This window comes from Bartonella sp. JB63 (assembly GCF_002022665.1).
Taxonomy (GTDB): domain Bacteria; phylum Pseudomonadota; class Alphaproteobacteria; order Rhizobiales; family Rhizobiaceae; genus Bartonella.
On sequence record NZ_CP019788.1, the window covers coordinates 1,468,104 to 1,493,693 of the forward strand.

At 35.7% G+C, this 25,590-nt stretch carries 20 protein-coding genes, 1 tRNA gene and 2 pseudogenes; 8 read left to right on the forward strand and 15 right to left on the reverse strand.

Annotated elements, in window-relative coordinates; all coding sequences use genetic code 11:
* Nucleotides 1-92: 92 nt before the first annotated feature.
* From rpsA to aroA, 3 genes and pseudogenes are all read right to left on the reverse strand, one after another.
* Nucleotides 93-1,793, reverse strand: a complete 1,701-nt coding sequence (gene rpsA, locus BJB63x_RS06370; RefSeq protein WP_078719467.1) for a 30S ribosomal protein S1 — start codon at nt 1,791-1,793, stop codon at nt 93-95.
* 134 nt (nt 1,794-1,927) lie between these two features.
* Complete coding sequence (gene cmk / locus BJB63x_RS06375; RefSeq protein WP_078719468.1) at nt 1,928-2,575, reverse strand: (d)CMP kinase; 648 nt, start codon at nt 2,573-2,575, stop codon at nt 1,928-1,930.
* A pseudogene (gene aroA / locus BJB63x_RS06380) lies at nt 2,572-3,845 on the reverse strand (3-phosphoshikimate 1-carboxyvinyltransferase). The gene cmk and the pseudogene aroA overlap by 4 nt, the downstream one beginning before the upstream one ends.
* A 236-nt stretch (nt 3,846-4,081) precedes the next feature.
* On the opposite strand from aroA, the gene BJB63x_RS06385 reads away from it, so the two are divergent.
* Nucleotides 4,082-4,459 carry a TIGR02300 family protein gene (locus BJB63x_RS06385; RefSeq protein ID WP_078719470.1) on the forward strand — a complete coding sequence of 126 codons (378 nt, stop codon included), beginning with the start codon at nt 4,082-4,084 and terminating at the stop codon, nt 4,457-4,459.
* 104 nt (nt 4,460-4,563) lie between these two features.
* Nucleotides 4,564-4,639: transfer RNA gene (locus tag BJB63x_RS06390), tRNA-Ala, on the forward strand.
* A gap of 614 nt (nt 4,640-5,253) precedes the next feature.
* Here BJB63x_RS06390 and mutS read toward each other — a convergent pair.
* Complete coding sequence (mutS, locus tag BJB63x_RS06395; RefSeq protein WP_078719471.1) at nt 5,254-7,986, reverse strand: DNA mismatch repair protein MutS; 2,733 nt, start codon at nt 7,984-7,986, stop codon at nt 5,254-5,256.
* Nucleotides 7,987-8,197: 211 nt separating this feature from the next.
* Between mutS and BJB63x_RS06400 the strand changes: the two genes are divergently transcribed.
* Entirely contained in the window at nt 8,198-10,516 is a 2,319-nt protein-coding gene (locus BJB63x_RS06400; RefSeq protein WP_078719472.1) for an NADP-dependent malic enzyme, read from the forward strand.
* A 67-nt stretch (nt 10,517-10,583) separates the two neighbouring features.
* Here BJB63x_RS06400 and secB read toward each other — a convergent pair whose 3' ends face one another.
* Complete coding sequence (gene secB / locus BJB63x_RS06405; protein WP_078719473.1) at nt 10,584-11,060, reverse strand: protein-export chaperone SecB; 477 nt, start codon at nt 11,058-11,060, stop codon at nt 10,584-10,586.
* A gap of 116 nt (nt 11,061-11,176) precedes the next feature.
* A complete protein-coding gene (locus BJB63x_RS06410) occupies nt 11,177-11,665 on the reverse strand; it encodes an FxsA family protein (RefSeq protein WP_078719474.1) in 489 nt (162 codons plus the stop codon).
* 174 nt (nt 11,666-11,839) lie between these two features.
* On the opposite strand from BJB63x_RS06410, the gene BJB63x_RS06415 reads away from it, so the two are divergent.
* Nucleotides 11,840-12,526 carry a Tim44/TimA family putative adaptor protein gene (locus tag BJB63x_RS06415; protein WP_078719475.1) on the forward strand — a complete coding sequence of 229 codons (687 nt, stop codon included), beginning with the start codon at nt 11,840-11,842 and terminating at the stop codon, nt 12,524-12,526.
* Nucleotides 12,527-12,583: 57 nt separating this feature from the next.
* Nucleotides 12,584-13,146, forward strand: a pseudogene (locus tag BJB63x_RS06420) (Smr/MutS family protein).
* Nucleotides 13,147-13,200: 54 nt separating this feature from the next.
* Here BJB63x_RS06420 and BJB63x_RS06425 read toward each other — a convergent pair.
* From BJB63x_RS06425 to BJB63x_RS06440, 4 genes are all read right to left on the reverse strand, one after another.
* Entirely contained in the window at nt 13,201-13,890 is a 690-nt protein-coding gene (locus tag BJB63x_RS06425; protein WP_078719680.1) for a Fic/DOC family protein, read from the reverse strand.
* 715 nt (nt 13,891-14,605) lie between these two features.
* A complete protein-coding gene (locus BJB63x_RS06430) occupies nt 14,606-15,607 on the reverse strand; it encodes an Hsp33 family molecular chaperone (RefSeq protein WP_078719477.1) in 1,002 nt (333 codons plus the stop codon).
* A 32-nt stretch (nt 15,608-15,639) separates the two neighbouring features.
* The gene (argF, locus tag BJB63x_RS06435) at nt 15,640-16,575 is read right to left on the reverse strand and encodes an ornithine carbamoyltransferase (RefSeq protein WP_078719478.1); all 936 of its coding nucleotides are present in this window, start codon (nt 16,573-16,575) and stop codon (nt 15,640-15,642) included.
* 5 nt (nt 16,576-16,580) lie between these two features.
* Nucleotides 16,581-17,786 carry an aspartate aminotransferase family protein gene (locus tag BJB63x_RS06440; RefSeq protein ID WP_078719681.1) on the reverse strand — a complete coding sequence of 402 codons (1,206 nt, stop codon included), beginning with the start codon at nt 17,784-17,786 and terminating at the stop codon, nt 16,581-16,583.
* A 427-nt stretch (nt 17,787-18,213) separates the two neighbouring features.
* On the opposite strand from BJB63x_RS06440, the gene BJB63x_RS06445 reads away from it, so the two are divergent.
* Entirely contained in the window at nt 18,214-18,747 is a 534-nt protein-coding gene (locus tag BJB63x_RS06445) for a GcrA family cell cycle regulator (protein ID WP_078719480.1), read from the forward strand.
* Nucleotides 18,748-19,111: 364 nt separating this feature from the next.
* Here the strand turns inward: BJB63x_RS06445 and BJB63x_RS06450 are convergent, their stop codons facing one another.
* From BJB63x_RS06450 to ccmA, 5 genes are read right to left on the reverse strand one after another with little or no spacing between them, the layout of a single operon-like run.
* Entirely contained in the window at nt 19,112-19,699 is a 588-nt protein-coding gene (locus BJB63x_RS06450; RefSeq protein ID WP_078719481.1) for a DsbE family thiol:disulfide interchange protein, read from the reverse strand.
* On the reverse strand, nt 19,674-19,925 hold the full coding sequence (locus tag BJB63x_RS06455; protein WP_078719482.1) for a heme exporter protein CcmD: 252 nt from the start codon (nt 19,923-19,925) through the stop codon (nt 19,674-19,676). The genes BJB63x_RS06450 and BJB63x_RS06455 overlap by 26 nt, the downstream gene beginning before the upstream one ends.
* Nucleotides 19,913-20,689 (reverse strand): heme ABC transporter permease, encoded by a 777-nt coding sequence (locus tag BJB63x_RS06460; protein WP_078719483.1) that lies wholly within the window; start codon nt 20,687-20,689, stop codon nt 19,913-19,915. Before BJB63x_RS06460 ends, BJB63x_RS06455 begins: the two co-directional genes overlap by 13 nt.
* Before the next feature lie 44 nt (nt 20,690-20,733).
* Nucleotides 20,734-21,399, reverse strand: a complete 666-nt coding sequence (ccmB, locus tag BJB63x_RS06465) for a heme exporter protein CcmB (protein WP_078719484.1) — start codon at nt 21,397-21,399, stop codon at nt 20,734-20,736.
* Entirely contained in the window at nt 21,371-22,021 is a 651-nt protein-coding gene (gene ccmA, locus BJB63x_RS06470; RefSeq protein WP_078719485.1) for a heme ABC exporter ATP-binding protein CcmA, read from the reverse strand. Before ccmA ends, ccmB begins: the two co-directional genes overlap by 29 nt.
* A 292-nt stretch (nt 22,022-22,313) precedes the next feature.
* Between ccmA and acnA the strand changes: the two genes are divergently transcribed.
* Nucleotides 22,314-25,001 carry an aconitate hydratase AcnA gene (gene acnA, locus BJB63x_RS06475; protein ID WP_078719486.1) on the forward strand — a complete coding sequence of 896 codons (2,688 nt, stop codon included), beginning with the start codon at nt 22,314-22,316 and terminating at the stop codon, nt 24,999-25,001.
* A 228-nt stretch (nt 25,002-25,229) separates the two neighbouring features.
* The gene (rpsT, locus tag BJB63x_RS06480; protein ID WP_078719487.1) at nt 25,230-25,496 is read left to right on the forward strand and encodes a 30S ribosomal protein S20; all 267 of its coding nucleotides are present in this window, start codon (nt 25,230-25,232) and stop codon (nt 25,494-25,496) included.
* Nucleotides 25,497-25,590: the final 94 nt, after the last annotated feature.

Here is a 25,590-nt window from a genome sequence, read left to right on the forward strand (position 1 = left end):
TGAACACTTCATAAAAAAAATAAAGAGCTAAAATAGAATTTCCAATGAAGAATAAAAAGCCACTATAAAATTAGTGGCTTTTTGTTTAATTATTAATCTTGTTCTTGCTTTTTTAAAGCTGCGCCAAGAATATCACCAAGAGAAGCTCCTGAATCTGTAGAGCCATATTGAGCAACAGCTTCCTTTTCTTCTGCGATTTCTAAGGCTTTGATCGATACTGAAAGCTTACGGGTTTTTTTATCAAATGCAGTGACTTGAGCATCAACTCTTTGTCCAATAGCAAAACGCTCAGGACGTTGTTCATCACGATCACGTGTCAAATCAGTGCGGCGGATTGTTACTTCAAGATCGTGTTCAATAAGTTTTACATCAATGCCATTTTCATTAATTCCTATGACTTCACATGTAACAATAGTACCTTTACGTAATTCACCAGACGCTGCTGCTTCTTTCACTTTGTCACTGGAAAGCTGTTTAATTCCTAAAGAAATACGTTCTTTTTCAACATCAATATCAAGAACAATGGCTTGAACGGTGTCACCTTTGTTATAGGTGTCGATAACTTGTTCACCGGGACGATTCCAATCAAGATCAGAAAGATGGACCATACCATCCACGTCACCTTCAAGACCTACGAAAAGACCGAATTCTGTTTTGTTTTTTACTTCTCCTGTAATTTTTGAATTTACAGGAAATTTATTTGCAAAAGCTATCCACGGATTTTCAGATGTTTGCTTTAAACCGAGAGAAATACGGCGTTTAGAAGAATCAATTTCAAGGACAACAACTTCTACTTCTTGTGATGTGGAAAGCAGTTTTCCAGGATGCACATTCTTCTTAGTCCAACTCATTTCAGAAACATGAATGAGTCCTTCGATTCCTGGTTCGATTTCAACAAAACCACCGTAATCAGTAATATTTGTAACAGAACCAGTAATTTTTTTACCGACTGGATATTTGGTGTTAATACTATCCCATGGATCATTTTCAAGTTGCTTTATTCCAAGCGAAATACGATGTGTTTCTTGATTAATGCGAATAATCTGAACTTTAATATTTTGGCCAATTGTTAAAATTTCAGATGGATGGTTAATACGCCGCCACGCCATATCAGTAACATGCAAAAGACCATCAATGCCACCAAGATCAACAAAGGCTCCATAATCTGTTATGTTTTTGACAATACCTTCAACAATTTGATTTTCTTCAAGATTTTGAACAATTTCTGAACGCTGTTCAGCACGACTCTCTTCTAATACAGTACGGCGTGAAACAACAATATTGCCGCGACGACGATCCATTTTTAAAATCTCAAAGAGTTGTGAATTATGCATTAAAGGCGCGGCATCGCGAATAGGCCGAATATCAACTTGACTACGTGGCAAGAAAGCAACAGCGCCATCGAGATCAACTGTAAAACCACCTTTCACTTGGTTAAAGATAACACCTTCTACTCGTGTGCCAGCATTAAATTTTTCTTCAAGACGAGTCCAGCTTTCTTCACGACGTGCTTTTTCACGTGATAGCACAACTTCACCTAGCGCATTTTCAATACGTTCAATGTAAACTTCAACTTCATCACCGATTTGCAAGGAACCGTCTTTACCTTTGCTACCAAATTCCTTAAGTGGAATACGTCCTTCTACTTTAAGACCAGCGTCAATAATTGCCATATCTTTTTCGATTGCAATGATGCGGCCTTTAACAACAGACCCTTCATTAAGGTCATTAGTTTGAAATGATTCCATTAAAAGGGTTTCAAAATCTGCTGTAGTGGGATTGTATTGTGACATAATAACTCCTGATACATACCTTATATTACCAAAGGTATAAGCGCTAGGTTAGTGTTGATATGAGGTAACTCCATACCCTCTTTCTTTTGATAAAAAGAAAGATAAGCGCTAGGCTTGAAATCACCTTGATGATTTTATTTAACTGCATGGTTTTTTATAAGAGGATCAATAAAGGTGCACGCAGTTTCCAATACTTCTTTTATACTCAATTCTGATGTGTCAAGCAAGTGGGCGTTTTTAGCTGGTTTTAAAGGACTATGTTTTCGAGTCATATCACGTTTGTCACGTTGTTCAAGATTGATCAGAATTTCACGATAATCTGCTCGTCCTCCTTTTTTTAAAATTTCTTGGTAGCGGCGTTTTGCACGTGTTTGAGCATTCGCTAAGACATAAAATTTTATATCTGCATGAGGACAGACAACAGTACCAATATCACGGCCATCGAGCACGCTTCCTGGTAATTTTTGAGAAAAGTCACGTTGTTTGCTAACAAGAATTTTACGGATAGCTGGTATAGTCGCTATTTTTGATGCGGCTTCACTGATATCAGGAGAAGTAAGAAGATCTGAATTTAGAGCATTAAGATCAAGTTTTTTAGCATATGCAACAGCGTTTATTTCATCATCTAAGGCCAAATTTTGTTTTAAGAGAAAATAACCAATACTACGATAAATTAGACCAGTATCTAAATGATGAAGATGGTAATGGGTAGCGATTTGATTTGCCAAAGTCCCTTTTCCAGAAGCTGCTGGGCCATCAATTGCAATAATAAAAGGTTTCAATAGATTTGACCTCCAAGTTGACGCATTAAGGGAATAAATTCTGGAAAACTGGTAGCAATTATTCGTTTATCATCAATAATAACAGGTTTTTCTGAAACTAGTCCAAAAATGAGAAAACACATTGCAATTCGATGATCAAGGTATGTGGTAACGCGTCCACCTCCTAGACCTTTGATAGAGTTTTTTCCATGAATAATAAGAAAATCGTTTCCTTTCTCACAATGAACATGATTAATTTTGAATCCTTCAGCAAGTGCGGAAAGCCAGTCTGATTCCTTAACACGCAATTTTTCAATTCCTGACATAATCGTTGTACCCTTCGCAAAGGCTGCTGTTATTGCTAAAGCAGGATATTCATCAATCATTGATGGTGCTCGTTCTCTTGGTACAGTCACACCTTTTAATTCTGATGATCTAACCCGTATGTCGGCAACATTTTCTATGCCTATTTTGCGTTGGTTCAAAAGTTCAATTTCGGCACCCATTTCCCACAATGTTTGGATGAATCCCATTCTAGATTTGTTTATGAGAACATTCTCAAGTGTGATATTAGAATTTTCTACAAGAAGAGCTGCGATAATTGGAAAAGCAGCTGAGGATGGGTCTCCTGGAACATTAATGATTTGTCCAGTAAGATGTGGCTGGCCTTTTAGAGAGATGAAACGTGTGCCTTCTTTATCTGTTTCTATATCAAGTTCAGCGCCAAATGCTTTAAGCATTCTTTCTGTATGATCTTGTGTGAGGATTGGCTCAATAACAGTTGTAGTACCAGCAATATTGAGACTGGCAAGAAGGACTGCTGATTTCACTTGAGCAGAAGCCATAGGTACACGGTACCGAATCGGGTTAGCCATTTTAGGACCGTGAAGCGTTAAAGATAATTGATTCCCAAGATTTTGTTCAATTTCAACTCCCATTAAACGCAATGGATTGAGGATATGTTCCATTGGACGTCTAGGCAGTGAGACATCGCCGAGAAAAGTTGTTTTCATATGATAAGAACCAACTAGTCCCATAATCAGGTGAACACTTGTTCCAGAATTGGCAAAATTTAAAGGTGTTTGTGCTTGCAGTAAACAACCATTACCGGTTCCACGAATAACCCAAAAATTTTTTTCTTGTAACATTGTGCTCCCATAGCTTGCATAATAGCGGCTGTACGTAGAACGTCATCACTTTCAAGAAGTCCATGAATATGTGATTCTCCATGTGCCAGTCCTCCTAATATAAGTGCTCGGTGGGAGATTAATTTGTCTCCTGGTATTTTAATTGTGCCAGAAAGATTGGTTGATTTTTTAGCAGTTACTGGTATTGCTTTATGCATCGAATCTTTATTTAATAAAAATGAATTTTAAAAAATTAAGTGTCCTTTATCATATGTTTTAATAGGCGTCATGAGAAAATTCGTGTGGAATTATGTTTTATCTTTGACAAGTGCATAGTTTTTCGCTTAAGCACCATGAAATCGGTTTTAATTCAATTTAACTAAACAAAGAGGCACGGTCTATGGCAAAACCAGAACTTGGAACCAAACGTGTTGACCCGGAAACGGGAAAGAAATTTTATGATCTTAATCGTGACCCTATTGTGTCACCTTACACAGGACTTTCTTATCCACGCTCTTATTTTGAGGTTGCAGCGGCTGAAGCAAGTAATGAAGAAGAGGTGGATACTGAAGAGCTTGATACAGCACTTGAGAAGTCTGCCTTTATGTTACTTGAAGAAGATGTCGATGTATCTAAAGATGATGAGCTCCCTGATTTAGATGATGGCGATGTAGATCTTGGCGATGATGATACATTTTTGTCTCATGACGAAAGCGATGAAGATGATGATGTAGCTGATATTCTTGGCAACGGGGTTTCTAACGATGATGATGTTTAAGAAAAACAAGAAGATATTATGTACTATTTATTGAATATAAATTTTTCTTGATCTTCAGTTTGTCTCGTTCTAAGAACTCTTATAGGTTATTTGTTTTCCTGTGTGGGGCTATAGCTCAGCTGGGAGAGCGCTTGCATGGCATGCAAGAGGTCAGCGGTTCGATCCCGCTTAGCTCCACCAAAAAAATCAAATATTTTTCTTAAATAAAATGAGAACATTTGAAAATAAAGTTTGTGTATTCATCTAGAGATAAGATATGGTGATGTGATCACATCTCCTTTGTTTTATCTATAAAAATCATTTCATTATTATTTGATATTCAAAAAGCTTTATAAAAATATCATTAAGTTTTGTTGTCATTTATAAGCAGATGTAATAATAAAAAACTAAAAGCTCCTTCATAAACTATATGTTTACAATTATAATATCCTGTTAGGTTTGGAATCGGTAATGAAAGAGTGTGAGTATTTGTTATAGAAATGCTTTATTGGTTGTGAACTAAAATTATCGAATGAGCTTCACTAAAGTGGTTTGAAAATTTATGGTTCCAATAACTAAAATTCTAGCGCTATTATGAAAAATAATCAAAAGGTGCTGGATTGTCATTAAATATATGTTTTATAATATTTTTAATGCTTAATTTTATAAGCGTGAAAGATAACTTTAAGTCATTTTTTGAATCATTTGTGCAAATTATAGCTTTTATAATATAATTTTTTAGCTATATAAAAAAGCCTTTCAGGAATATGACAATTTATTATTGTAAGATTTTTCTTTAATTTTATATCATTAGTCTATTGCTTATCAAGTTGTTTGAGGCGGTAGAGTTCTTCTAAAGCAGCTTTAGGGGATAGTTCATCAGGATTAATATTTTTTAAAGCATCTTTAATCGGGCAATATTTGTCCTTTTTTTCATTTGTGAAAGGCATTTCTTTAAGAGAAAATAGCGGTAAATTATCAATTAATTTATGTCCTTTTTCGGACATTTCACCTTGTTCTAATTGGCGCAGAACATCTGTTGCACGAGAAATAACTGTTGCAGGTAATCCAGCCAGCTTTGCTACTTGCACACCATAGGAGCGATCAGCAGTGCCTTTAGTGACTTCATGGAGAAAAATTACATCACTATTCCAATTTTTAACTTTTATTGTCATATTATGAAGGCGATTAAGTTTTCGGGTTAACGCTGTCATTTCATGAAAATGTGTAGCAAGAATTGCACGACAGCGATTTATCTCATGGAGATGTTCAACGGTCGCCCAAGCAATTGAAAGACCATCAAAAGTTGACGTTCCTCGTCCTATTTCATCAAGGATGACAAGGGAGTGGCTACTGGCATGATTGAGAATAGTTGCTGTTTCAACCATTTCCGTCATAAATGTTGAGCGTCCTCGAGCGAGATCATCAGAAGCACCAACACGACTAAATAAACGATCAACAATGCCGATATGAGCTGAAGTGGCTGGGACAAATGAGCCCATTTGCGCCATAATAGCAATGAGAGCGTTTTGTCGTAAAAAAGTTGATTTTCCTCCCATATTGGGGCCTGTTAACAACCAAATGTCTGCATTTGAATGTTGGTTTTGTGCCGAAAGGTCGCAGTCATTAGCAACAAATGGCTCTGCAGCTTGTTTTCGTAATGCTTGTTCTACAACAGGATGACGACCAGCAGTAATATGAAAGGCTAATGAATTATCAATTTTGGGACGGCAATATCCTTGTTCTTCAGCTAAGCGAGCCAAAGCAACAGATACATCTAAAATAGCAAGGGCTTCAGCAGCTTGACGAATGAAATCAATTTGTTCGGTAATTTCATTGACAAGTGTATCAAAAATTTCCAATTCAAGCGTCAAGACATGATTTGCTGCATGGACAATACGACTTTCGAGTTCGGCCAGCTCAGTTGTGGTGAAGCGCATGGCATTTGCCATTGTCTGTCGGTGGATAAAACGGGCTTTTGCTTGTGGAGTGTTTGTAAGAGCCGATGCTTGTAAGTTCGTGACTTCAATAAAGTAACCTAAAATGTTGTTATGTTTGATTTTGAGCGTTTTAATATCTGTTTCTTGAGCGTATTGTGCTTGGAGTCCGGCAATAATACAACGTGATTCATCTCGCAAACTACGCATTTCATCTAATTCTTGGTGATAATGAGGACGAATAAAACCACCATCCCGCTTGAAAAGAGGGAGATCGTCAGTCAGTGCTTGTTCTAGATGAAAATGCAGAGTGGTAGGTAAGTGTGAAAATACCTCTCGTACGTCATTAATTTCCTGGGGGAGCAATTCATTATTAAGAATTTGATTAATTTCATTAATGCTTTCAAAGCCGCGCTGAATTGTACCCATATCACGTGGTCCTCCTCGACCAAGCGCTAAACGCGATACTGCGCGTGGCATATCTGGTCCTCCTTTCAGAGTAAGTTTGATAGCTTCTGCAAGAGAAGGATTACGCAGAAAAAAATCTATTGAATCAAGACGTTTATCAATAGCTATTGGACTGGTTAGAGGAGAAATTAAGCGATCAACGAGAAGGCGTGAACCACCTCCTGTGACAGTACGATCAATCGCTTTTAGTAGACTCCCATCGCGTTGACCGGATGTGGTTCGAATGAGTTCAAGACTAAATCTTGTAGCTGCATCAATGAAAAGAGTCGTGCTTTCATTTTGACGCTCAGGTCGCATGAGAGGGGGGCGGTGTGTGATTTGTGTTTTTTCGATATAGCGAATGGCAGAGGCGATTGCTGAGAGTTCCGAACGAGAATAATCAGCAATTCCCTCAAGGGTTGAAAGTTTGAAATAATGACAAATATCTCTTTCAGCAGTGGTGGTATCAAAAAGATTTTCTGGTTGAGGTGAGATAATATGGCCGAGAACATTGAAAAGAGCTTTTTGAGATTTATCATGGAAAAGTGAATCTGCCACAATCACTTCTTGTGGATCTACACGCATAATATCTGTTAAGAGATTTTCGTGACGACTTTCTGTAACTCGAAATATACCAGTAGAAATATCAATCCACGAGAGAGCGTATTCTTCTCTATTGGTGGTTGTGGTGCGAGCAAGTGTCATGAGATAATTTGCTCGCGTTGGATCAAGAAGTTTTTCTTCTGTTATAGTTCCGGGTGTTATAAGGCGGACCACATCGCGCTGAACAACTGATTTTGAACCACGCTTTTTTGCTTCTGCAGGATTTTCTATTTGTTCACATACGGCAACGCGATAACCGCATGCAATAAGTTTTTGTAAATAATCATCTGCAGAGTGAACAGGAACACCACACATCGGGATATCTTTACCTAAATGTTTGCCGCGTGTTGTAAGTGTAATCCCTAAGGATTGAGCAGCCTCAATCGCATCGTTAAAAAATAATTCATAGAAATCACCCATACGATAAAAAAGAAGACAATCACTATTAACAGCTTTGATTTCTATATACTGCTCCATCATAGGTGTAAGACGTTCTTGATGAGTATTGGGTGGAATCGTAGGATGTTGGAATGAATCTTTATGTTCAGTCTCTTTTTCCATTTTAGTACGATTTTTCCCTTTAAATGTAGACTTTTTTGCCCTTTTTTATTTACTTCGAGATATATTTCATTACCCCTAAATGAAACGCATGATAAGATGCCTTTATAGAGTAAGCATAGCGATTTTTAGCATACGAATCAAATTCTAAAATTTAATCATTATATTCGTTGTTAATAAAAATTTGTGCTGTTTTTTTAAGAAAGTAAGTAAAATGAAAAAAAATGGAAAAGATCAAACAACGTATAAAAAATTGTATAGTGTATGTGAGCAAGAAGCCCTTGATTTTCACAGCGGTGATCGTCCTGGTAAGCTTGAAATTGTTGCAACAAAACCTATGGCAACGCAGTATGATCTAGCACTTGCTTATTCGCCGGGTGTTTCTGTTCCAGTTAAAGCAATTGCTGAAAATCCATTAATGGCTTACGATTATACGGCAAAAGGAAATCTTGTCGCTGTTATATCAAATGGGACAGCTATTTTAGGTTTGGGTAATTTGGGTGCCTTGGCATCTAAACCAGTGATGGAAGGAAAAGCAGTTCTTTTTAAACGATTTTCAGATGTGGATTCAATTGATTTAGAAGTTAATACGAACGATACGGAAAGCTTTATTAATCTAGTACGGTATTTGGAACCATCTTTTGGTGGCATTAACCTTGAAGATATTAAAGCCCCTGATTGTTTTATTATTGAAAGTCGTTTACGCGAACTTATGAATATTCCTGTTTTTCATGATGATCAACATGGTACAGCAATTATTGTAGCTGCTGGTGTGATAAACGCTTTGCATTTAACGGGACGTAATATGCAAGATACACGATTAGTCTGTAATGGCGCAGGTTCTGCAGGAATTGCTTGTATTGAACTCATTAAAGCAATGGGTTTTCGATCTGAGAATATTTTGTTGTGTGATACAAAAGGTGTTGTCTATGAAGGCCGCAAAGAAGGGATGAATCAGTGGAAAGCCGCTCATGCTATTAAAACAGATAAACGCACGCTTTCTGAGGCGATGGAAGGCGCTGATATGTTTTTTGGGGTTTCGGCAAAAGGTGCACTAACCGCTGAGATGGTAAAATCAATGGCACCAAAACCAATTATTTTTGCTATGGCTAATCCTGATCCGGAAATTACACCTGAAGAAGTAGCAGAAATACGTGATGATGTTATTATAGCAACAGGTCGATCAGATTATCCCAATCAAATTAATAATGTTCTTTGTTTTCCTTATATATTTCGCGGTGCTCTTGATATTCGTGCAACGGTTATCAATGAAAGCATGAAAATTGCTGCAGCAAAAGCTATTGCAAAATTGGCTCATGAGGAAGTCCCTGATGGTGTTGTAGAAGCTTATCGTGGAAACCGCCTGAAATTTGGTCCCAATTATATTATTCCAGTTCCATTTGATCCACGTTTACTAACAGTTGTTTCAATTGCGGTGGCAAAAGCAGGAATGGAAAGCGGTGTTGCTAGAAAATATATTCACGATTTAAAAGCGTATGAACGTGATTTGAATGCTCGACGTGATCCCATTGCATCCACGATGCGTGGTGTTTATGATTATGTTTGTCAGGCACCAAAGAAAATTGTTTTTGCAGAAGGGGAAGAAGAGCCGGTCATACGAGCGGCTGTATCTTACGTTCATCAAAAATTAGGGAAAGCAATTTTAGTTGGTCGTGAAGAACAGATTAAAGATACTGCTGCTATTGCAGGAATTGACCTTGAGCGTGAAGGAATTTCCATTATAAATGCAAAGCTGTCTTGTCGCACTGATGCTTATGCTCAATATTTTTATAAAAAGATGCAGCGCCAAGGCTGGCTATTGCGTGATTGTCACCGTCTTATTAATAATGATCGCAATTATTTTTCTTCTTGTATGTTAGCTTTGGGTGATGCTGATGCAATGATTACAGGAGTAACACGGAATTATGAAACGGCTTTGGTAGATATATGCCGAGTGATTGATGAAAAACCACAAGAACGGTTAATTGGTATTTCAATAGCTATTTGTCGTGGACGTACTGTGTTTATTGCGGATACAGCAGTTTATGAGCATCCTAATCCTGAAGAACTTGCTGATATAGCTGAACAGACAGCTTTTTTTGTTCGTGGATTTGGGTATCAACCGCGGGTAGCATTTTTAGCATTTTCTACTTTTGGTCATATAAAAGGTCAAGTTACACAACGTATTCAAAGAGCTATTGATATTTTACATGAACGTAAAGTTGATTTTGAATTTGATGGAGAAATAAGTGCTGATGTGGCTCTTAATTTGAAATTGATGCAACAATATCCCTTTATGGGATTGACTGAACCGGCTAATGTTTTAGTGATGCCTGGATATCATTCATCTTCAATTTCTAGCAAAATGTTACAAGAACTTGGTGAAGCAACCATTATTGGTCCTGTTCTGATTGGATTGAAGAGATCAGTGCAAATTGTACCGTTTAGTGGGCGCGATACAGATATTGTTAATATCGCAACTTTGGCTGCTTATCATGCAGAAAAAATTACTAAAAAAAATAAAGACCTTTGAGATTTCAAAGGTTTTTTTATAGTGAAAGAAATAAAAATAAATTTTATGTAATTTTACAAGCTAATTTTTAAGATGGTTGTGTTTGATTATTTTTTTGTTCTTCAGCAACACGTTTTTGGAACATAGTTGCAAAATCAATTGGATCAATCCACAAAGGTGGAAAACCACCGTTTTGTGTAGCATCAGATATAATTTGCCGAGCAAAAGGAAACAAAAGACGCGGACATTCAATAAAAACAAGCGGCATTATATGCTCCTGTGGAATATTTTTAATATGGAAAATACCACCATAAATCAGCTCTACGTGAAATAGCATCTCAGTATCATCTTTAGTTTTGACTGAAAGGGATAATATGACATCATAATTGTCATCACCAATTGGATTAGCGTTGACATTAATGTTAACATCAATTTGTGGTGCTTTTTCTCGTGGACGCAATGAACGAGGTGCATTCGGATTTTCAAATGAAAAATCTTTTAAATATTGGGTCAAAACAGCAAAAACCGGTTCTCCACTATTATTATGCATTTCACCTTCGGTCATACTAAAAACCTTTCATTAATAATACACATATTTCTATCGTAAGTTTAAAATAAATTACCATGACTTGCAAAGGGTTGCAAGAAATGCTCTCCTTATCTTTAATTATTTTTTGTATCTTAGTGATTATCATTATTTTTATACCAGGGAGATTTTTCGGTATTATAGCTCTGATAATCTTCTGCGTTAAGTTCAATTATTTTTTCAGATTTATTTTTTGTATTAGAATTTGTTTTATTGATAAAGAATAAAAAAAGATTCCAGATAAAAGTATGAATTGGTTTTATAAGGAATAATATTCCACAAATATCGCTTATAAAACCAGGAAGAATAAGCAAAACTGCACCAAAAACGGTAAGCACATCATTAGCTATGTAATATTCTAGTATATGTCTTTGAATGAGTTTATTTTGTATATTTTTTATAAGACTTATACCTTTAATACGCAACAAAACAATTCCACTTATCATTGTTAAAAGAATTAAGCTCAAAGTTCCTAAAACTCCAATCTCTTTTCCAACAATAATAAAACCAGCGATTTCAAAAAGGAGAGCGCTGAGAACTATAGTTAAAAAAAATCGAGATTTTATATGATAAAATTTTGTCAAATGAAGATATCCTTCTTAAGTTTTTGTTGAGAAAATTATTTACTCTTTATCTCAATTTAAATTGGGGAGTCATAAACATTATTTAAATAATAAATTTACTTATTTTACATGTTTATTGATAAATGATATTGACTGCAATGATAATCATTTAAGGCTTGGAGATTGACAGCACTCATGGAACTTGACATTGTACTGATAATAGCTCTTATTGTCGTAGTTGTCGTTTTTGTGCAACTACGGAATGTGTTGGGAAAACGGATTGGTTTTGAAAAACCTCCCTTTGATTCTTATTCCGGTTATCCTAAAAAGCAGATTAAAGTGGAAACAATCGATAATATCATACCTGATCAGTCTTCTTCACAAAAGAGTGATTTTAGCGAAATTGATGCTATTGCATCAGAAGGGAGCAAACTGAATAGTGGTTTGCGTGCTATTCTTCAGTCTGATCCTTCTTTTTCTCCTCAATTTTTTACGAATGGTGTTAAAATTGTCTACGAAATAATTATGACAGCTTTTGCTCAAGGTGATCGTCTGCGGCTTAAAGAACACCTTTCATCTGATGTTTTTGAGAGTTTTTGTGCAGCTATTGAGCAACGTGAAAAAAATAATGAAAGAGTTCAATTTACTTTTATAGGGATTAATAGGATTGAATTTATTGTAGCAGAAATGCAGAAAAAAGAAGCGTTTTTAACAGTACGTATTGTTAGTGAAATGATTTCCGCAACTTATAATGAACAAGAGAAATGTATAGATGGTGATCCTGAAGCTATTATAGAAATTAGAGATATCTGGACTTTTGTTCGCGATACTATGTCCCAAAGCCCGAATTGGAAGCTTTTTGCAACCGAAGATGAAAATTAAAATTGTTTTTGTCTTATGGAGAATTTTTCATAAGATTACATGAGATTAAAAGATATAATGGTTAAGGATAAAGGAAAAGCAAAACCACTGGTTCTACAAGACTATTTTTTATGGGAGCAGGTCTGTCGTACGACAGTGCCGTTTCATGATCGCTTTTCTCTTATGCAGGAAAATGTTGATAATAAAAAGCTAAAAGCTATACAAATTCTTCCATCTTATCAAGAAGGTCAAAAGAAGCAAAAGTCAACGGTATTTAAAGAACAAGAGAGAGGAATAATGAAAGCAAAGAAAATGCAGTGTTTTGATCGTACAGTGCATCGTAAAATTGCAAAAGGTCTCTGTCGTATAGAAGCACGTATCGATCTTCATGGTTTGATACAAGATGAAGCGTATCGTTGTTTAAAAGAATTCTTAAAATCCTCTCACCAGCGCGGATTGCGTTGTGTTCTGGTGATAACAGGAAAAGGTCGTTCGCACGGTAGCGATGGCATTTTGTGTCGATTTGTTCCTTATTGGCTATCAACACCTATTTTTCAATATTATGTTCACACTTTTGAGCAAGCAGTTCATAAACATGGGGGGGTGGTGCTCTTTATATTAAGTTACGCCGTTTTCCATAAAGGAAAAGGAATATAGGTCAGTTAATGCATATATGAATTGTGTTGTGATTTTGATTATACACAAACGCTCTTACTCTTTTGTATTTTTTTGCAACTGCAGATCTCTTCGAACATAGACCGCATAGGATTTAAATCCTTATCTCGCATTGCACTAACACAAACGTTTAGCATATGGTCTTCTGTCACTTTTCTAAAATAAAGCTTGTAGCCTGCAATTTGGGCGAGTCTTTCACAAAATATCTGTTGCGTTAAGTTGTTACCTTTTTTGAAAGGACGTATGTAACTGAGAGAGGCAAATATTGGTGTTATTTCATTGATAAATTCTTCACGCGATAAGTTTTGTAAATTATTCTTCCTGACAAGTGTCTTTTCGATTTCTTTTAAATTTTTTTGAATTTCGTTACCGATTGCAAAAAAAGTATTCGAAATTACTTTTTTCAGTTTTGGTTGGGCAGCAATTGTTCCATCCGAAAACCTAAATGGAACATCACGAGTATGTCCAGCCCATTCAAACACTTTTTTAAACAAAGACTTGTGAATATATTTCAGATAATTGGAATCAAATTTTTTTGGTAAAGGCTCTTTGCTCAGACAATAAGCTGCGTATGCTGAATGATATTCACATCTCCTCTCAAGTTCTACAGGATCTTTTATATTCAATATATTTTTCAATGTGCAAGTATTTGGATAGTTATAATTATAATTATCAACTAGATTTATCTCTTCTAGTTCATTTTCGTTCATGATAACCTCTTTAAATAATGTGACGCTATTCCCAAGCGTATTAAATTCTTCTAACAAATAATTCCCTATATTAAATTTTTAATTAGAAACCACAATTATCATTTTCGAGCAATTTCATTCTGAATATTCAAAACTGTTTTCTCATTATATCTGTCTAATAATTTTCTTTTTCCTTATTTACTGATTTGTTAATATAAAGTTTTTCTCATAAAGTGATTACTCACAAATGGTAGACTATAGGGATCATTATGAAATAAAAAAGAGCTTTTAAAGGTATCTTTCCAAATATTTTTTGAAAATTTAAAGAATATTTATATTTTTTATTACTTTTACTGCTTGTACGTATTGTTTTTTTTGTTTAATACTTCTTAATTTCATCTTCTGAAAACTTTACAGTTCTAAATAATGTCCAATTTTTTGAGTGACTTTAAAAAATCTTTCAACTCTTTTGCTTTGCGGGTTTTTATAAATTGATATTTTAAAATTTTCAAGGTTAGAAATAGCCTTAAGAAAAATAAACAACCGATTTAGAAAGCTATTTAATCGATTTCAAATCTATGATTAAAATTTATCAGTTCATTTTATGTTACGTTATTCATGATTTGTGAAAAAGTTGCATGAACAAGAGTTCTCAAATTTTGTAATAAATTATAGGTAATTTTTAGGATAAGGTTTTTTATGGAAAGAAAAGCTTTTCTGTTACAGGAATAATTATTTATGCTTTTATTTCAAAAAGTTCTTCTGGTTTGAAATGGTAAATCGTTGAGCAGAATTCACATGTGACAGACGTTTGTTGGTTTTCTATTGTTTGAGTACGTTTTTCAACAGAAAAACTTTTTAATATGTCTTTAATTTTTTCTCGTGAGCAAGAACAGTGATCTATAATAGAAAAAGTTTGAAAAACTTTTACACCTTGTTCATGGAAAAGGCGAAAAAGTAATCGTTCAGTGCTAACTTGAGGATCTGTAAGTTCTGCACTGTCAATAGTTGCAGTGAGGGCTTTAGCTTCTTGCCATTGGTTTTCAAGTTGGATACGGGTTTTTATTTTCTCTGATTTTGTATTTTTTTGATATGGGGCATCAAGATTAGGAGAGGCCTGAGGTAAGAGCTGAATCAAAAACCCTCCTGCCCGCCAGCTTTTTTGTATTTTTCCCTTTCGATCACGGTTAATTAACATGGAAACTGCCAAACGGAGATCAGTAGGAATTTGTTCTGATTGATTAAAATAGGTACGAGAAGCTTCTTGAAAGTTTGATCCATCTAAGGCAACTATTCCTTTATAGCTCTGTATATAGGGTCCTTGATCAATAGTGAAAGCCAAAGTTCCTTTTCCAAGAAGAATTTCTGAAGATGTTTGACCATTGGTTATAGCTTGTAATTTTTCTTTATTAAAACGGGCGTAACCACGCAAATTGGAGGGAGGAACAAAGTCACATACCAACATATTAACTGGTCCATCAGAATGAGTTTGTAAAATAATTTTGCCTTCAAATTTCAATGATGTTCCAAGTAAAACAGTTATGACTAAAGCTTCTGCTAGGAGATGAGAAACAGGATCAGGATATTGATGCCTTGTGAGAATGGAATTTAAGCTTTCTCCAAGTTGTACAACGCGCCCACGAATATCAAGCTCTTCGACTTGAAAGGGAACAACGGTATTATCTCTATTTTGATAAAAATTATTTAAATAGATTTGATCTTTAGATTCTTTGTGCATATTTTTTGCTTTTTGATAGTTTATTTCATAAATTATCGGGTTAAGAAGAACCCATCGTGTAAACACCAAGAAAGAATTGCTTTTTGGGCATGCAGGCGATTTTCAGCTTCATCAAAAACGACAGAATTTGGCCCATCGATTACGGCATCTACAACTTCTTCACCACGATGAGCAGGCAGGCAATGCATGAAAAGAGCATCAGGTTTAGCGTGTGCCATTAAAGCTTCATTGACTTGATAAGGTTGAAAAATAGAACAACTACGGGCACGAAATTCTTGTCCCATGGAAATCCATGTGTCGGTGATAATACAATCGACGTTTTCAGCGGCTTTTTGAGGATTTTGGGTAAGCATAATATGTGCTCCTCGTTCACGTGCCCAGTTTACATATTTTTCTTGGGGTTCACTTCCTTGTGGAGTAGCAATGTGCAGATGAAAATTAAAAAGAGCTGTTGCTTCGATTAAGGAATGAAGAACATTATTGCCATCTCCTATCCAAGCAAAGGTTTTTCCAGCGATAGGTCCACGGTGTTCTTCATAAGTGAGGATGTCCGCTAAAATTTGGCAAGGATGTGTATCGTCTGTAAGAGCGTTAATAACAGGAATTTGAGCATATTGTGCCAATTCAAGCATCCGATGATGTACTGTAGTGCGTAGTATTATGATTTCTACAAAACGTGATAATACGCGGGCTGTATCAGCGATTGTTTCACTATTACCAAGCTGCATTTCAGATCCCGTTAACATGATTGTTTCTCCACCAAGTTGACGCATACCAAGATCAAATGAAACTCGGGTTCGTGTAGAGGGTTTTTCAAAAATCATTGCTAGTGTTTTACCAGCAAAAGGTTTTGAACTTTTCCCTACTTTAAAAGCGGTTTTGAGAATTTTTGCGTAATCGATAAGAGCGCGTGCTTTTTGTGGAGTCAAAATAGATATGTCGGTGAAGTGGCGAAGGGCATTTGTCATAAATATTATACTTGTCTTTTTTTGTTTGTTTGCGAAAGATGAGCAATTGCTTTTTCAATACGATGCAAACCTTCATATATTTCTTCTTCAGTGATTATAAGGGGAGGCAATAAGCGAACGATATTATGGCGAGCCCCAACACTTAAAATACGTTCGTTATCAAGTGCAGTGATAACCTCGTTTTGAGGAATAACACATTGCATACCCATCATAAGGCCTATACCTTGAATTGCACAAATAATATCAGGATAGGTGTTAAAAATATTTAAAAGTCCTTCTTTTAGCTTACTACCCATATGTTGAACATGATCAAGAAAACCAGGTTCTAAGAGAATATCAAGAACATTATTGCTTACAGTTATGCCAAGAAGATTGCCTCCAAAGGTTGTACCGTGGGTTCCTGGTGTCATGCTTTTTGCTGCTTTTTCTGTTGCAAGACAAGCTCCTAATGGAAAACCACCACCCAATCCCTTGGCAAGAGTGAGAATATCAGGTGTGATGTCATGCCATTCATATGCAAAAAGTTTTCCTGTGCGTCCGATTCCGGTTTGAACTTCATCTAAAATCAATAACAGTTGATTTTCATCGCATAATTTGCGCAGCATTTTTAAAGTTTCATAAGAGACTGTTCGCAATCCTCCTTCTCCTTGAATCGGTTCGATAAGAATAGCTGCAGTGTTTTTATTGATGGCATTACGTAAAGCTTTTTCATCATCAAAAGGTACTTGAATAAAGCCACAAACTTTTGGACCAAAACCCTCAAGGTATTTTTTTTTCCCGCTAGCAGCAATCGTTGCAAGTGTACGACCGTGAAATGCACCTTCAAAAGTGATGATTTCGAATCGTGTTGGTTGACCCGATGTATAATGATAACGGCGAGCAGTTTTGAATGCGCATTCCAATGCTTCAGCGCCAGAATTGCAGAAAAAAACTTTATCAGCAAAGCTATTAGCACAAAGACGTGCAGCGAGTGATTCTTGTTCAGGTGATTCAAAAAGATTAGAAACGTGCCAAAGTTTTTCCGCTTGTATTTTAATGGCATCAACAAGCTTTGGGTGTGTATGTCCTAGAACATTAACAGCAATGCCAGATGTAAAATCAAGATAACTTTCTCCTTTATCAGATATAAGCCATACACCCTTTCCTTGTGTAAAATGCAAGTTGCGTCGAGCAAAGTTGTTATAAAGTGATTGCGGAGGCTTAGTCTTCATAATGATATTCTTGATTTTAAATACTGCAATACGACATACGAAAGTTATGCTATGTTTATTAAAACATTGATAATCTGTTTTATTGTAATAGACTATCATGCTAATTGATAAAAAATCAATTAAGGTTTCGAAAAGGTATGTTTATGTGAAAAAATCAGAGTTAAAATAAAAATTTTTCTATGATCTATTTGCAAGTTGGGGAAAACTTTTTAAAAGAATATGAGCGAGCCATAATGGCTCTTGTCATAGAGTCAGTCCATATTATAGTAAGCGAAGTTATGTTTTTGTTTATAAATTTCGCGATTTGAGTAAAATATTATGCATTTGGTTAGGTTGAAAGGTTTTTTATTAAGTTGTTCAAATACGATTAAATATTTGAAGATACAATTAAAATTTTTTAGTGAGATAATTGAAATGGAGTTCTAGTATGGGATGGACATGTGAGCGCGTTGAACTTCTTAAGAAGCTTTGGAGTGAAGGTTTAAGTGCAAGTCAAATTGCAGCTCAGTTGGGTGGAGTCAGCAGAAATGCTGTGATTGGTAAAGTACATCGGCTAAAATTACCAGGACGGGGTAAGATAACGCAAGTAGTGTCACGTGTACAAAAAGTATTAACAGGTGTTAATTCATCAGCGCCGAGGATGCGTCGTGCGACATCATCAATGTTACAAGATAACGGTTCTTCTTGCAATTCTGAAGCAGCAAATTTAAGAATGGAGTCTGTTATTGAGAATGTGACAGAAGCAGACATACCTGAAAAATCAAATGTAGTTGTTCCTATGTCACGTAATCTTAATCTTTTACAATTGAATGAAAATACATGTAGATGGCCTGTTGGGGATCCTCTATCATCGAGTTTTCATTTCTGTGGTGCTGATTCTAGCGAAAGTAGTCCTTATTGTGATTTTCATGCTAAAATAGCATTTCAACCAGTATCAGAAAGACGGAGACTAAGAATATGATATCTACAAATAGTCAATTCTTTGTATACTTTAAATGTTTAATTTAGACTGTATCAATTATTTTGTTGTGAAGGAAGTTTTTATTTACTCTAAACTTAAAGAAAAAAGTGTAGTGAGAATAAAGTTATACTTTTAGTAGATATTTTAATTAATTTTTATTTTAAAGTATTTATTAATACTAGTGAATATAAGTTGAGACAATCATTAATATTTTTACTGACGCAATGTAATCTTTTCACTCATTTCAATAGTGTGTTTTATTATTAAAATTAAGTGTTCTTTTGTGAGTGAGTAAACAATTTTACATCGATTTTCCTATTTGTGTGCCATGAGTTACTATGGTTAAATTGCTTTTAAAATGAATTTAGTTTGTAGTTATAGCTTTTTCGATTTTTGGCAGGATTTCTTTCTGATAAATTTGCCACGTTAGAGGGCCTGTATGTTTCCCGATGATAATACTCTCTTTGTTTAAGATAAAGATTTCTGGTAGTCCATATATGCCCCAGTTAATAGCTGTAAGACCTGAAGCATCAAAACCAATTAATTTAAAAGGGTTACCAAAATTGTTTAAAAAACGTTGAGCATTGTCTTGGTTATCTTTATAATTGATTCCGATAAGATCAAAACGCTTATCTCTTGCGATTTCTGTAAGAATTGGGTGTTCTGCACGACAGGGTAAGCACCAAGAGCTCCAAAAATTAATTAATGTTACGCGTCCTTTAAGCTGTTCTAAATTAAAATAGTCTTTACTATTTAACAAGGGAAGCCGGGTTTGAGGAGCAAGTTTTCCAACTAATGCATTTGAAATGAAAGAAGTATCACGGGAATGTTTGCTTTTTATAGAGTTAAAGAAGAATATGACCAAAAGGAGAAAAAGAAAAAATGGGCATAAGAAGCTTAATAAGACAGGAAAAGATACGCTTTGTTTAGGTTTGAGAGGGGTGACTTTCATTATACTGTTTTTTCCAAATTGTTTCTTTTGTTTGAAGTTGTTTCAAAATTTTTTTCTGGCGCACACTTTTACGCAGGATGTATCCAATAAAACACAATAAAACACTTGCAGAGAGTATATAACTTAAAGCAACAATTTGCTCATGATGGAGCGTTGCAAGGAAAAAATCAATTTTCTCGACAAAATTTCCAAAAACCTCATTTTGAGTGTTATTTAGTTCGAACATGATGAGAAGTCCTGATATTGATGATGATGGGCTGCTTTGATTTGAAGTGTTTTAATATGACGATGGATAATTTCATTTTGCATAGTCATTAAATGCAATACAATAAACATGAAGGTAAAACAAAACGTCATGGTTATGAGAGGCCATAACATGGTGCGATCAATAGCCATACCACCTGCACGTAAAAGCGATGCTGGTTGATGAAGTGTATTCCACCAATTGACGGAAAATTTGATAATGGGAATATTGACTAATCCAACTAATGTTAAAATTGCTGTAGCATGTGCACCTTTGATTTGGTTATCAAAAGAATAAGCAAGAGTGACAATGGCAAGATAGATAAAAAACAAAATTAAAACTGATGTCAATCTAGCATCCCATACCCACCATGTTCCCCACGTAGGACGTCCCCAAAGTGCCCCTGTTATGAGTGCTAAAGCTGTAAAAATAGTCCCAATAGTTGCGCCACATTTTAACGCTATGTCAGCGAGGCGATAACTCCAGATCAGACTTCCTAATGCGGCAACACTCATTATAATATAACAAAAGCTAGATAACCAGGCAAATGGAACATGAATATACATAATTTTAACAGTGATACCCTGTTGATAATCATTGGGGGAATACACAACTAAAATAAGACCTAAGACAAGGAGAAGTAATGTTATACTACTTAACCAAGGTAAAACGGCACTACTTATTTCCATAAAGCGGGTTGGATTTGCGAGGGAAATCTTCGTTTTTTTTCGGGATAATTCATTCATAAATTTATAATAGGCAAATTTTTGCTTTGTAGCAATTTCTTTTGTTATTCTGATAAGTATTTGAGTGTTATAGCTGTTACAAAAGAACTGAAAATACCAAAAAAGAGTGAAAAAGCGAACAAAAAAGCTAAAGCAGTAAGGAAAGAAATTTTTGATGTTATTGGAGCTGTAGCAGCTGTAACACCAAAAATTATAATTGGAATTGTCCATGGCAAAATAATAATAAAAATAAGCATTGTGTTATGCGATAATGATGTTGCTAAAGCTGCTCCAATTGCACCAATGAAAATGAGAGCAGGTGTTCCACATACAAGGGTTAGAATTGTTGTAAAAGTTATTATAGTATCTAAATGGAACATAAACGCTGCGATAGGAGTAACAAAAATAAGGGGAAGCATAGTTCCTGCCCAATGAGCAAGACATTTGATAAAAACAATAAATGTTAAGCTTTTTCTTTGACTAAAAAGAATAAATTGATCGAGATTTCCATCATTGCGGTCAGTTTGAAAAAGTTTATCAAGATTAAGTAATCCTGCAAGAAGAGCACTGAGCCATAATATGCCTGGGCCTATTCGTATAAGAGTATTTGGATCTGTCTCGAGGGCAAAAGGAGTTATTATAATAATGGCAATGAAAAACAAAGGCCCTATTAATAAAGAAGTTTGTGATGCTAAAATTAATTTAAGGTCGCGCCAAAATAATGCTTTCATTTTGTTTTTTCCTAGGGGGATAAAAATTCTCTAAGGCAATAACATAGTGCTCTTTTAGACCGAGAGGAATATGAGTTGCTGCAATAATCATCCCTCCTTGATTGAGATGACGCTGAAACAATTTAGCGAAAATCGTTTGCGCATAGTGATCAAGTCCAGATATTGGTTCATCTAGAACCCAAATAGGGCGATATGAGAGGAGGAGGCGAGCAATAGCTACGCGTTTTTTTTGTCCAGTTGATAGAATATTAAAAGGTAAATGCGCGAGGTCAGAAAGACCAATATCTACAAGAGCATCATGGGGATTATAGAAATGTTGTCCGTAAAATTCAGCCCAAAATTTTAGATTATCAATAACTGATAAAGAAGATTTCATGGCATTTTGGGTGCTGAGATAGTGGCATGCAATTGCCAGAGGATATATTTTCCCTTTGTCTTCTAACTTTAAATCGCCTTCAGTAGCTTTGAAAAGACCGACAATGATTCGCAATAATGTAGATTTTCCAATACCATTTGGACCTGTGATTGTCATAAGTTGTTGTGTAGATAAACAAAAGGAAAGGCCTTGAAATAAAGTTTTTTCATTTCTACGTACCGTTAGATTTTTACCAGATAACACCATAATAATAACCTGTTATTTTATTTTTTTATTTTTTATTGCATAATAAAGTAAAAAACACGTTTTTTATGAAATTGTACCTAGAATAGTTCTAGAAATAGTTCTATAAGGCGCGTATTACGCCAGCAATCGGTTTGGGATGGGTTTGAGACCGCTCTCTAAATCTACCGATAAAAGGGCGGGGAATGAATAGCGGAAATAATTGTATCCGCATTCAAGCTGCGACCTTGACCTGCAGTTTGCATTGTTCGTTCTGAGAAATGGGGTGGTTTGTAATACTTAAGGGTGAACAGTCATGTCTCAAATTGATAGTTTTAATTGTCGCAGAATTTTAAGTGTTGATGGTAGAGAATACATTTATTACAGCTTGGTTGAAGCAGAAAAAAATGGACTTGAAGGGGTTTCTCATTTACCATTTTCGATGAAAGTTCTTCTTGAAAATTTGTTGCGGTTTGAAGATGGTCGCATAGTCAAGAAAGAAGATATTTTGAATGTTGCTAAGTGGTTAAATGATAAAGGGCATTCGGGTGTGGAAATTGCTTATCGCCCTGCACGCGTTTTAATGCAAGACTTTACAGGTGTTCCTGCAGTTGTTGACCTTTCTGCGATGCGAGATGCTATGGACAAACTTGGAGGGAACGCTGAAAAAATCAATCCTCTTATTCCTGTTGACCTTGTTATTGATCACTCAATTATTGTTGATGATTTTGGTAATTCAGAGGCATTTAAGAAAAATGTTGAATATGAATATGAACGCAATAGTGAGCGCTATCGTTTTTTGAAGTGGGGACAGCAAGCGTTTAAAAATTTTCGTGTTGTTCCTCCTGGCACAGGAATTTGTCATCAGGTAAATCTAGAATATTTAGCACAATGCGTATGGACGAAAGATGATGGAAGCTATCAGACGGTTTATCCCGATACATGTGTAGGAACTGATTCGCATACAACCATGGTTAATGGTTTAGGTGTTTTAGGTTGGGGTGTTGGTGGTATTGAGGCAGAAGCGGCAATGCTAGGACAGCCAGTTTCAATGTTGTTGCCTGAGGTTATTGGTTTTCGTTTAACGGGCAAGCTTAAAGAAGGTGTGACAGCGACTGATTTAGTGCTTGTAATTACGCAAATGTTACGCAAAAAAGGTGTTGTCGGTAAATTTGTTGAATTTTTTGGTTCTGGACTGAAACATATGACACTTTCTGATCGCGCTACGATTGCAAATATGGCACCAGAATATGGCGCAACTTGTGGTTTCTTTCCAATCGATAAAGAGACAGTGCGTTATCTCAATATGACAGGACGTGATGAAAGCCGCATTGCTTTGGTGGAAACTTATTCTAAAGCACAAGGAATGTGGCATGATGAAAGGGGTATGGATCCTGTCTTTAGTGATACAATTGAATTGGATATGGGTAGTGTTGTACCTTCTATGGCTGGTCCCAAACGTCCAGAAGGGCGTATTTCATTGGAAAATGTCGGGCAAGGTTTTGAAAAGGCATTGGTCGATGATTATAAGAAAACCAGTAATCAAAATGATCATTATAGAGTGGAGAATAAAGATTATGAAATTGGTCATGGAGATGTAGTCATTGCAGCCATTACTTCTTGTACGAACACATCAAATCCGAGTGTTCTTATTGCTGCTGGTCTTTTGGCACGTAATGCTGTAGCGAAAGGTCTCAGAAGTAAACCGTGGGTTAAAACTTCTCTTGCACCGGGATCGCAGGTGGTTGAAGCTTATCTTCTTAATTCAGGTCTTCAAAAAGATTTAGATGTATTAGGATTTAATTTAGTAGGATTTGGGTGTACAACATGTATTGGGAATTCTGGTCCTTTGTCGACAGCCATTTCTAAAGTCATTAACGATAATGGTTTAATTACTGCGGCAGTTCTTTCAGGTAATCGTAACTTTGAAGGACGTGTATCACCTGATGTGCAAGCAAACTATTTGGCTTCACCTCCGTTGGTTGTTGCACATGCCCTAGCAGGGACGGTGCGTAAAGATTTAACAAAGGAGCCTCTTGGTTTAGGATTAGATGGTCAACCTGTTTACTTAAGAGATATTTGGCCAACTTCTGAAGAAATACAAAAATTTATCGAACAAAATGTTACTCGTAAGATTTTTGTAGAGAAATATGCAGATGTATTTAAGGGAGATGAAAGTTGGCAGAAAGTTCAGGCTCCAACTGGTGTTACTTACTCTTGGGATGATCAGTCGACTTATGTGCGGAATCCACCTTATTTCTATAATATGCTTAAAGTTCCTGATCCGTTAGCAGATATTAAAAACGCAAGGATTTTGGGTTTATTTGGTGATAAAATCACGACTGATCATATTTCTCCTGCTGGTTCTATTAAAATTGATTCGCCTGCAGGAAAATATTTGACCGATCATGGTGTTAAAGTTGCTGATTTTAATCAGTATGGAACGCGTCGTGGAAACCATGAAGTTATGATGCGTGGGACTTTTGCAAATATCCGAATTCGTAATTTCATTCTTGGGGAAAATGGCCGTGAAGGAGGTTATACAGTTCATTATCCGTCAGAAAAAGAAGAATCCATTTATGATGCAGCAATGAAATATAAACAAGAGGGAGTTCCCCTCGTTGTGTGTGCGGGTATTGAATATGGTAATGGATCATCTCGAGATTGGGCAGCTAAAGGTGCTTATCTTCTTGGTATAAAAGCAGTAATTGCTCAATCTTTTGAGCGTATTCATAGATCTAATCTTGTTGGTATGGGAATTGTTCCCTTTGTCTTTGAAAAAGGGACAAGTTGGCAATCGCTAGGATTAAAAGGAAATGAGACAATAACAATTGAAGGGATCAATGATTTGAAACCTCGTCAAAAGATAACAGCTATAATAAATTTCATTGATGGAACACAGAAAACAGTACCATTATTATGTCGTATTGATACTGAAGATGAGCTAGATTATTTACGTCATGGTGGTATTTTGCAATATGTTTTACGTAATTTAGCAGTTTAAACAAAATTGACTTAAATTTATTTATATTGAGAATATATATTTAAAAATAAGGAATTTAGGAAATGCTTCATTAATTTTATACTTATTTTTGAGAATTTAATTGACGTTAGCTTTGATGTTACGTTATAAGCTTGCAGCTAATGAATGGCTTTAATAGCTTGAAGTTGTTTATTTCAATATTGATGTAGTTTGGATTATTTGTACTGATCAGTTAAGAAAGATATGTTTATGGCGAATACATCTTCAGCCAAAAAGGCTGTGCGTAAGATCGCAGCACGCACCCAGGTCAACAAGGCTCGTCGTTCGCGCGTTCGCACCTTTATTCGTAAGTTGGATGACGCTTTAGCTTGTGGTGATAAGGCATTTGCTGAAGTAGCATTTAAGAATTTTGAACCTGAAATTATGCGTGCGGTTTCTAAAGGGGTTCTTCATAAAAATACTGCTGCACGAAAAGTTTCGCGTTTGGCTAAACGTTTAAAAGCTCTTAAAGTTTAATTTCACTATATAATTAAACTGTGCTTATTAACCAGCATCTAAATTGAGATTTGTTTTTTTCAGGAAGGTGATTCAATGATTACTTCGGAAAAAA

Bases quoted from the DNA above. Each gene is read 5' to 3' on its own strand.
- rpsA (WP_078719467.1), bottom strand. From the start codon at position 1,793: ATGTCACAATACAATCCCACTACAGCAGATTTTGAAACCCTTTTAATG.
- BJB63x_RS06385 (WP_078719470.1), top strand. From the start codon at position 4,082: ATGGCAAAACCAGAACTTGGAACCAAACGTGTTGACCCGGAAACGGGA.
- mutS (WP_078719471.1), bottom strand. From the start codon at position 7,986: ATGGAAAAAGAGACTGAACATAAAGATTCATTCCAACATCCTACGATT.
- BJB63x_RS06400 (WP_078719472.1), top strand. From the start codon at position 8,198: ATGAAAAAAAATGGAAAAGATCAAACAACGTATAAAAAATTGTATAGT.
- secB (WP_078719473.1), bottom strand. From the start codon at position 11,060: ATGACCGAAGGTGAAATGCATAATAATAGTGGAGAACCGGTTTTTGCT.
- BJB63x_RS06415 (WP_078719475.1), top strand. From the start codon at position 11,840: ATGGAACTTGACATTGTACTGATAATAGCTCTTATTGTCGTAGTTGTC.
- BJB63x_RS06425 (WP_078719680.1), bottom strand. From the start codon at position 13,890: ATGAACGAAAATGAACTAGAAGAGATAAATCTAGTTGATAATTATAAT.
- BJB63x_RS06430 (WP_078719477.1), bottom strand. From the start codon at position 15,607: ATGCACAAAGAATCTAAAGATCAAATCTATTTAAATAATTTTTATCAA.
- argF (WP_078719478.1), bottom strand. From the start codon at position 16,575: ATGACAAATGCCCTTCGCCACTTCACCGACATATCTATTTTGACTCCA.
- BJB63x_RS06440 (WP_078719681.1), bottom strand. From the start codon at position 17,786: ATGAAGACTAAGCCTCCGCAATCACTTTATAACAACTTTGCTCGACGC.
- BJB63x_RS06445 (WP_078719480.1), top strand. From the start codon at position 18,214: ATGGGATGGACATGTGAGCGCGTTGAACTTCTTAAGAAGCTTTGGAGT.
- BJB63x_RS06450 (WP_078719481.1), bottom strand. From the start codon at position 19,699: ATGAAAGTCACCCCTCTCAAACCTAAACAAAGCGTATCTTTTCCTGTC.
- BJB63x_RS06455 (WP_078719482.1), bottom strand. From the start codon at position 19,925: ATGTTCGAACTAAATAACACTCAAAATGAGGTTTTTGGAAATTTTGTC.
- BJB63x_RS06460 (WP_078719483.1), bottom strand. From the start codon at position 20,689: ATGAATGAATTATCCCGAAAAAAAACGAAGATTTCCCTCGCAAATCCA.
- ccmB (WP_078719484.1), bottom strand. From the start codon at position 21,399: ATGAAAGCATTATTTTGGCGCGACCTTAAATTAATTTTAGCATCACAA.
- ccmA (WP_078719485.1), bottom strand. From the start codon at position 22,021: ATGGTGTTATCTGGTAAAAATCTAACGGTACGTAGAAATGAAAAAACT.
- acnA (WP_078719486.1), top strand. From the start codon at position 22,314: ATGTCTCAAATTGATAGTTTTAATTGTCGCAGAATTTTAAGTGTTGAT.
- rpsT (WP_078719487.1), top strand. From the start codon at position 25,230: ATGGCGAATACATCTTCAGCCAAAAAGGCTGTGCGTAAGATCGCAGCA.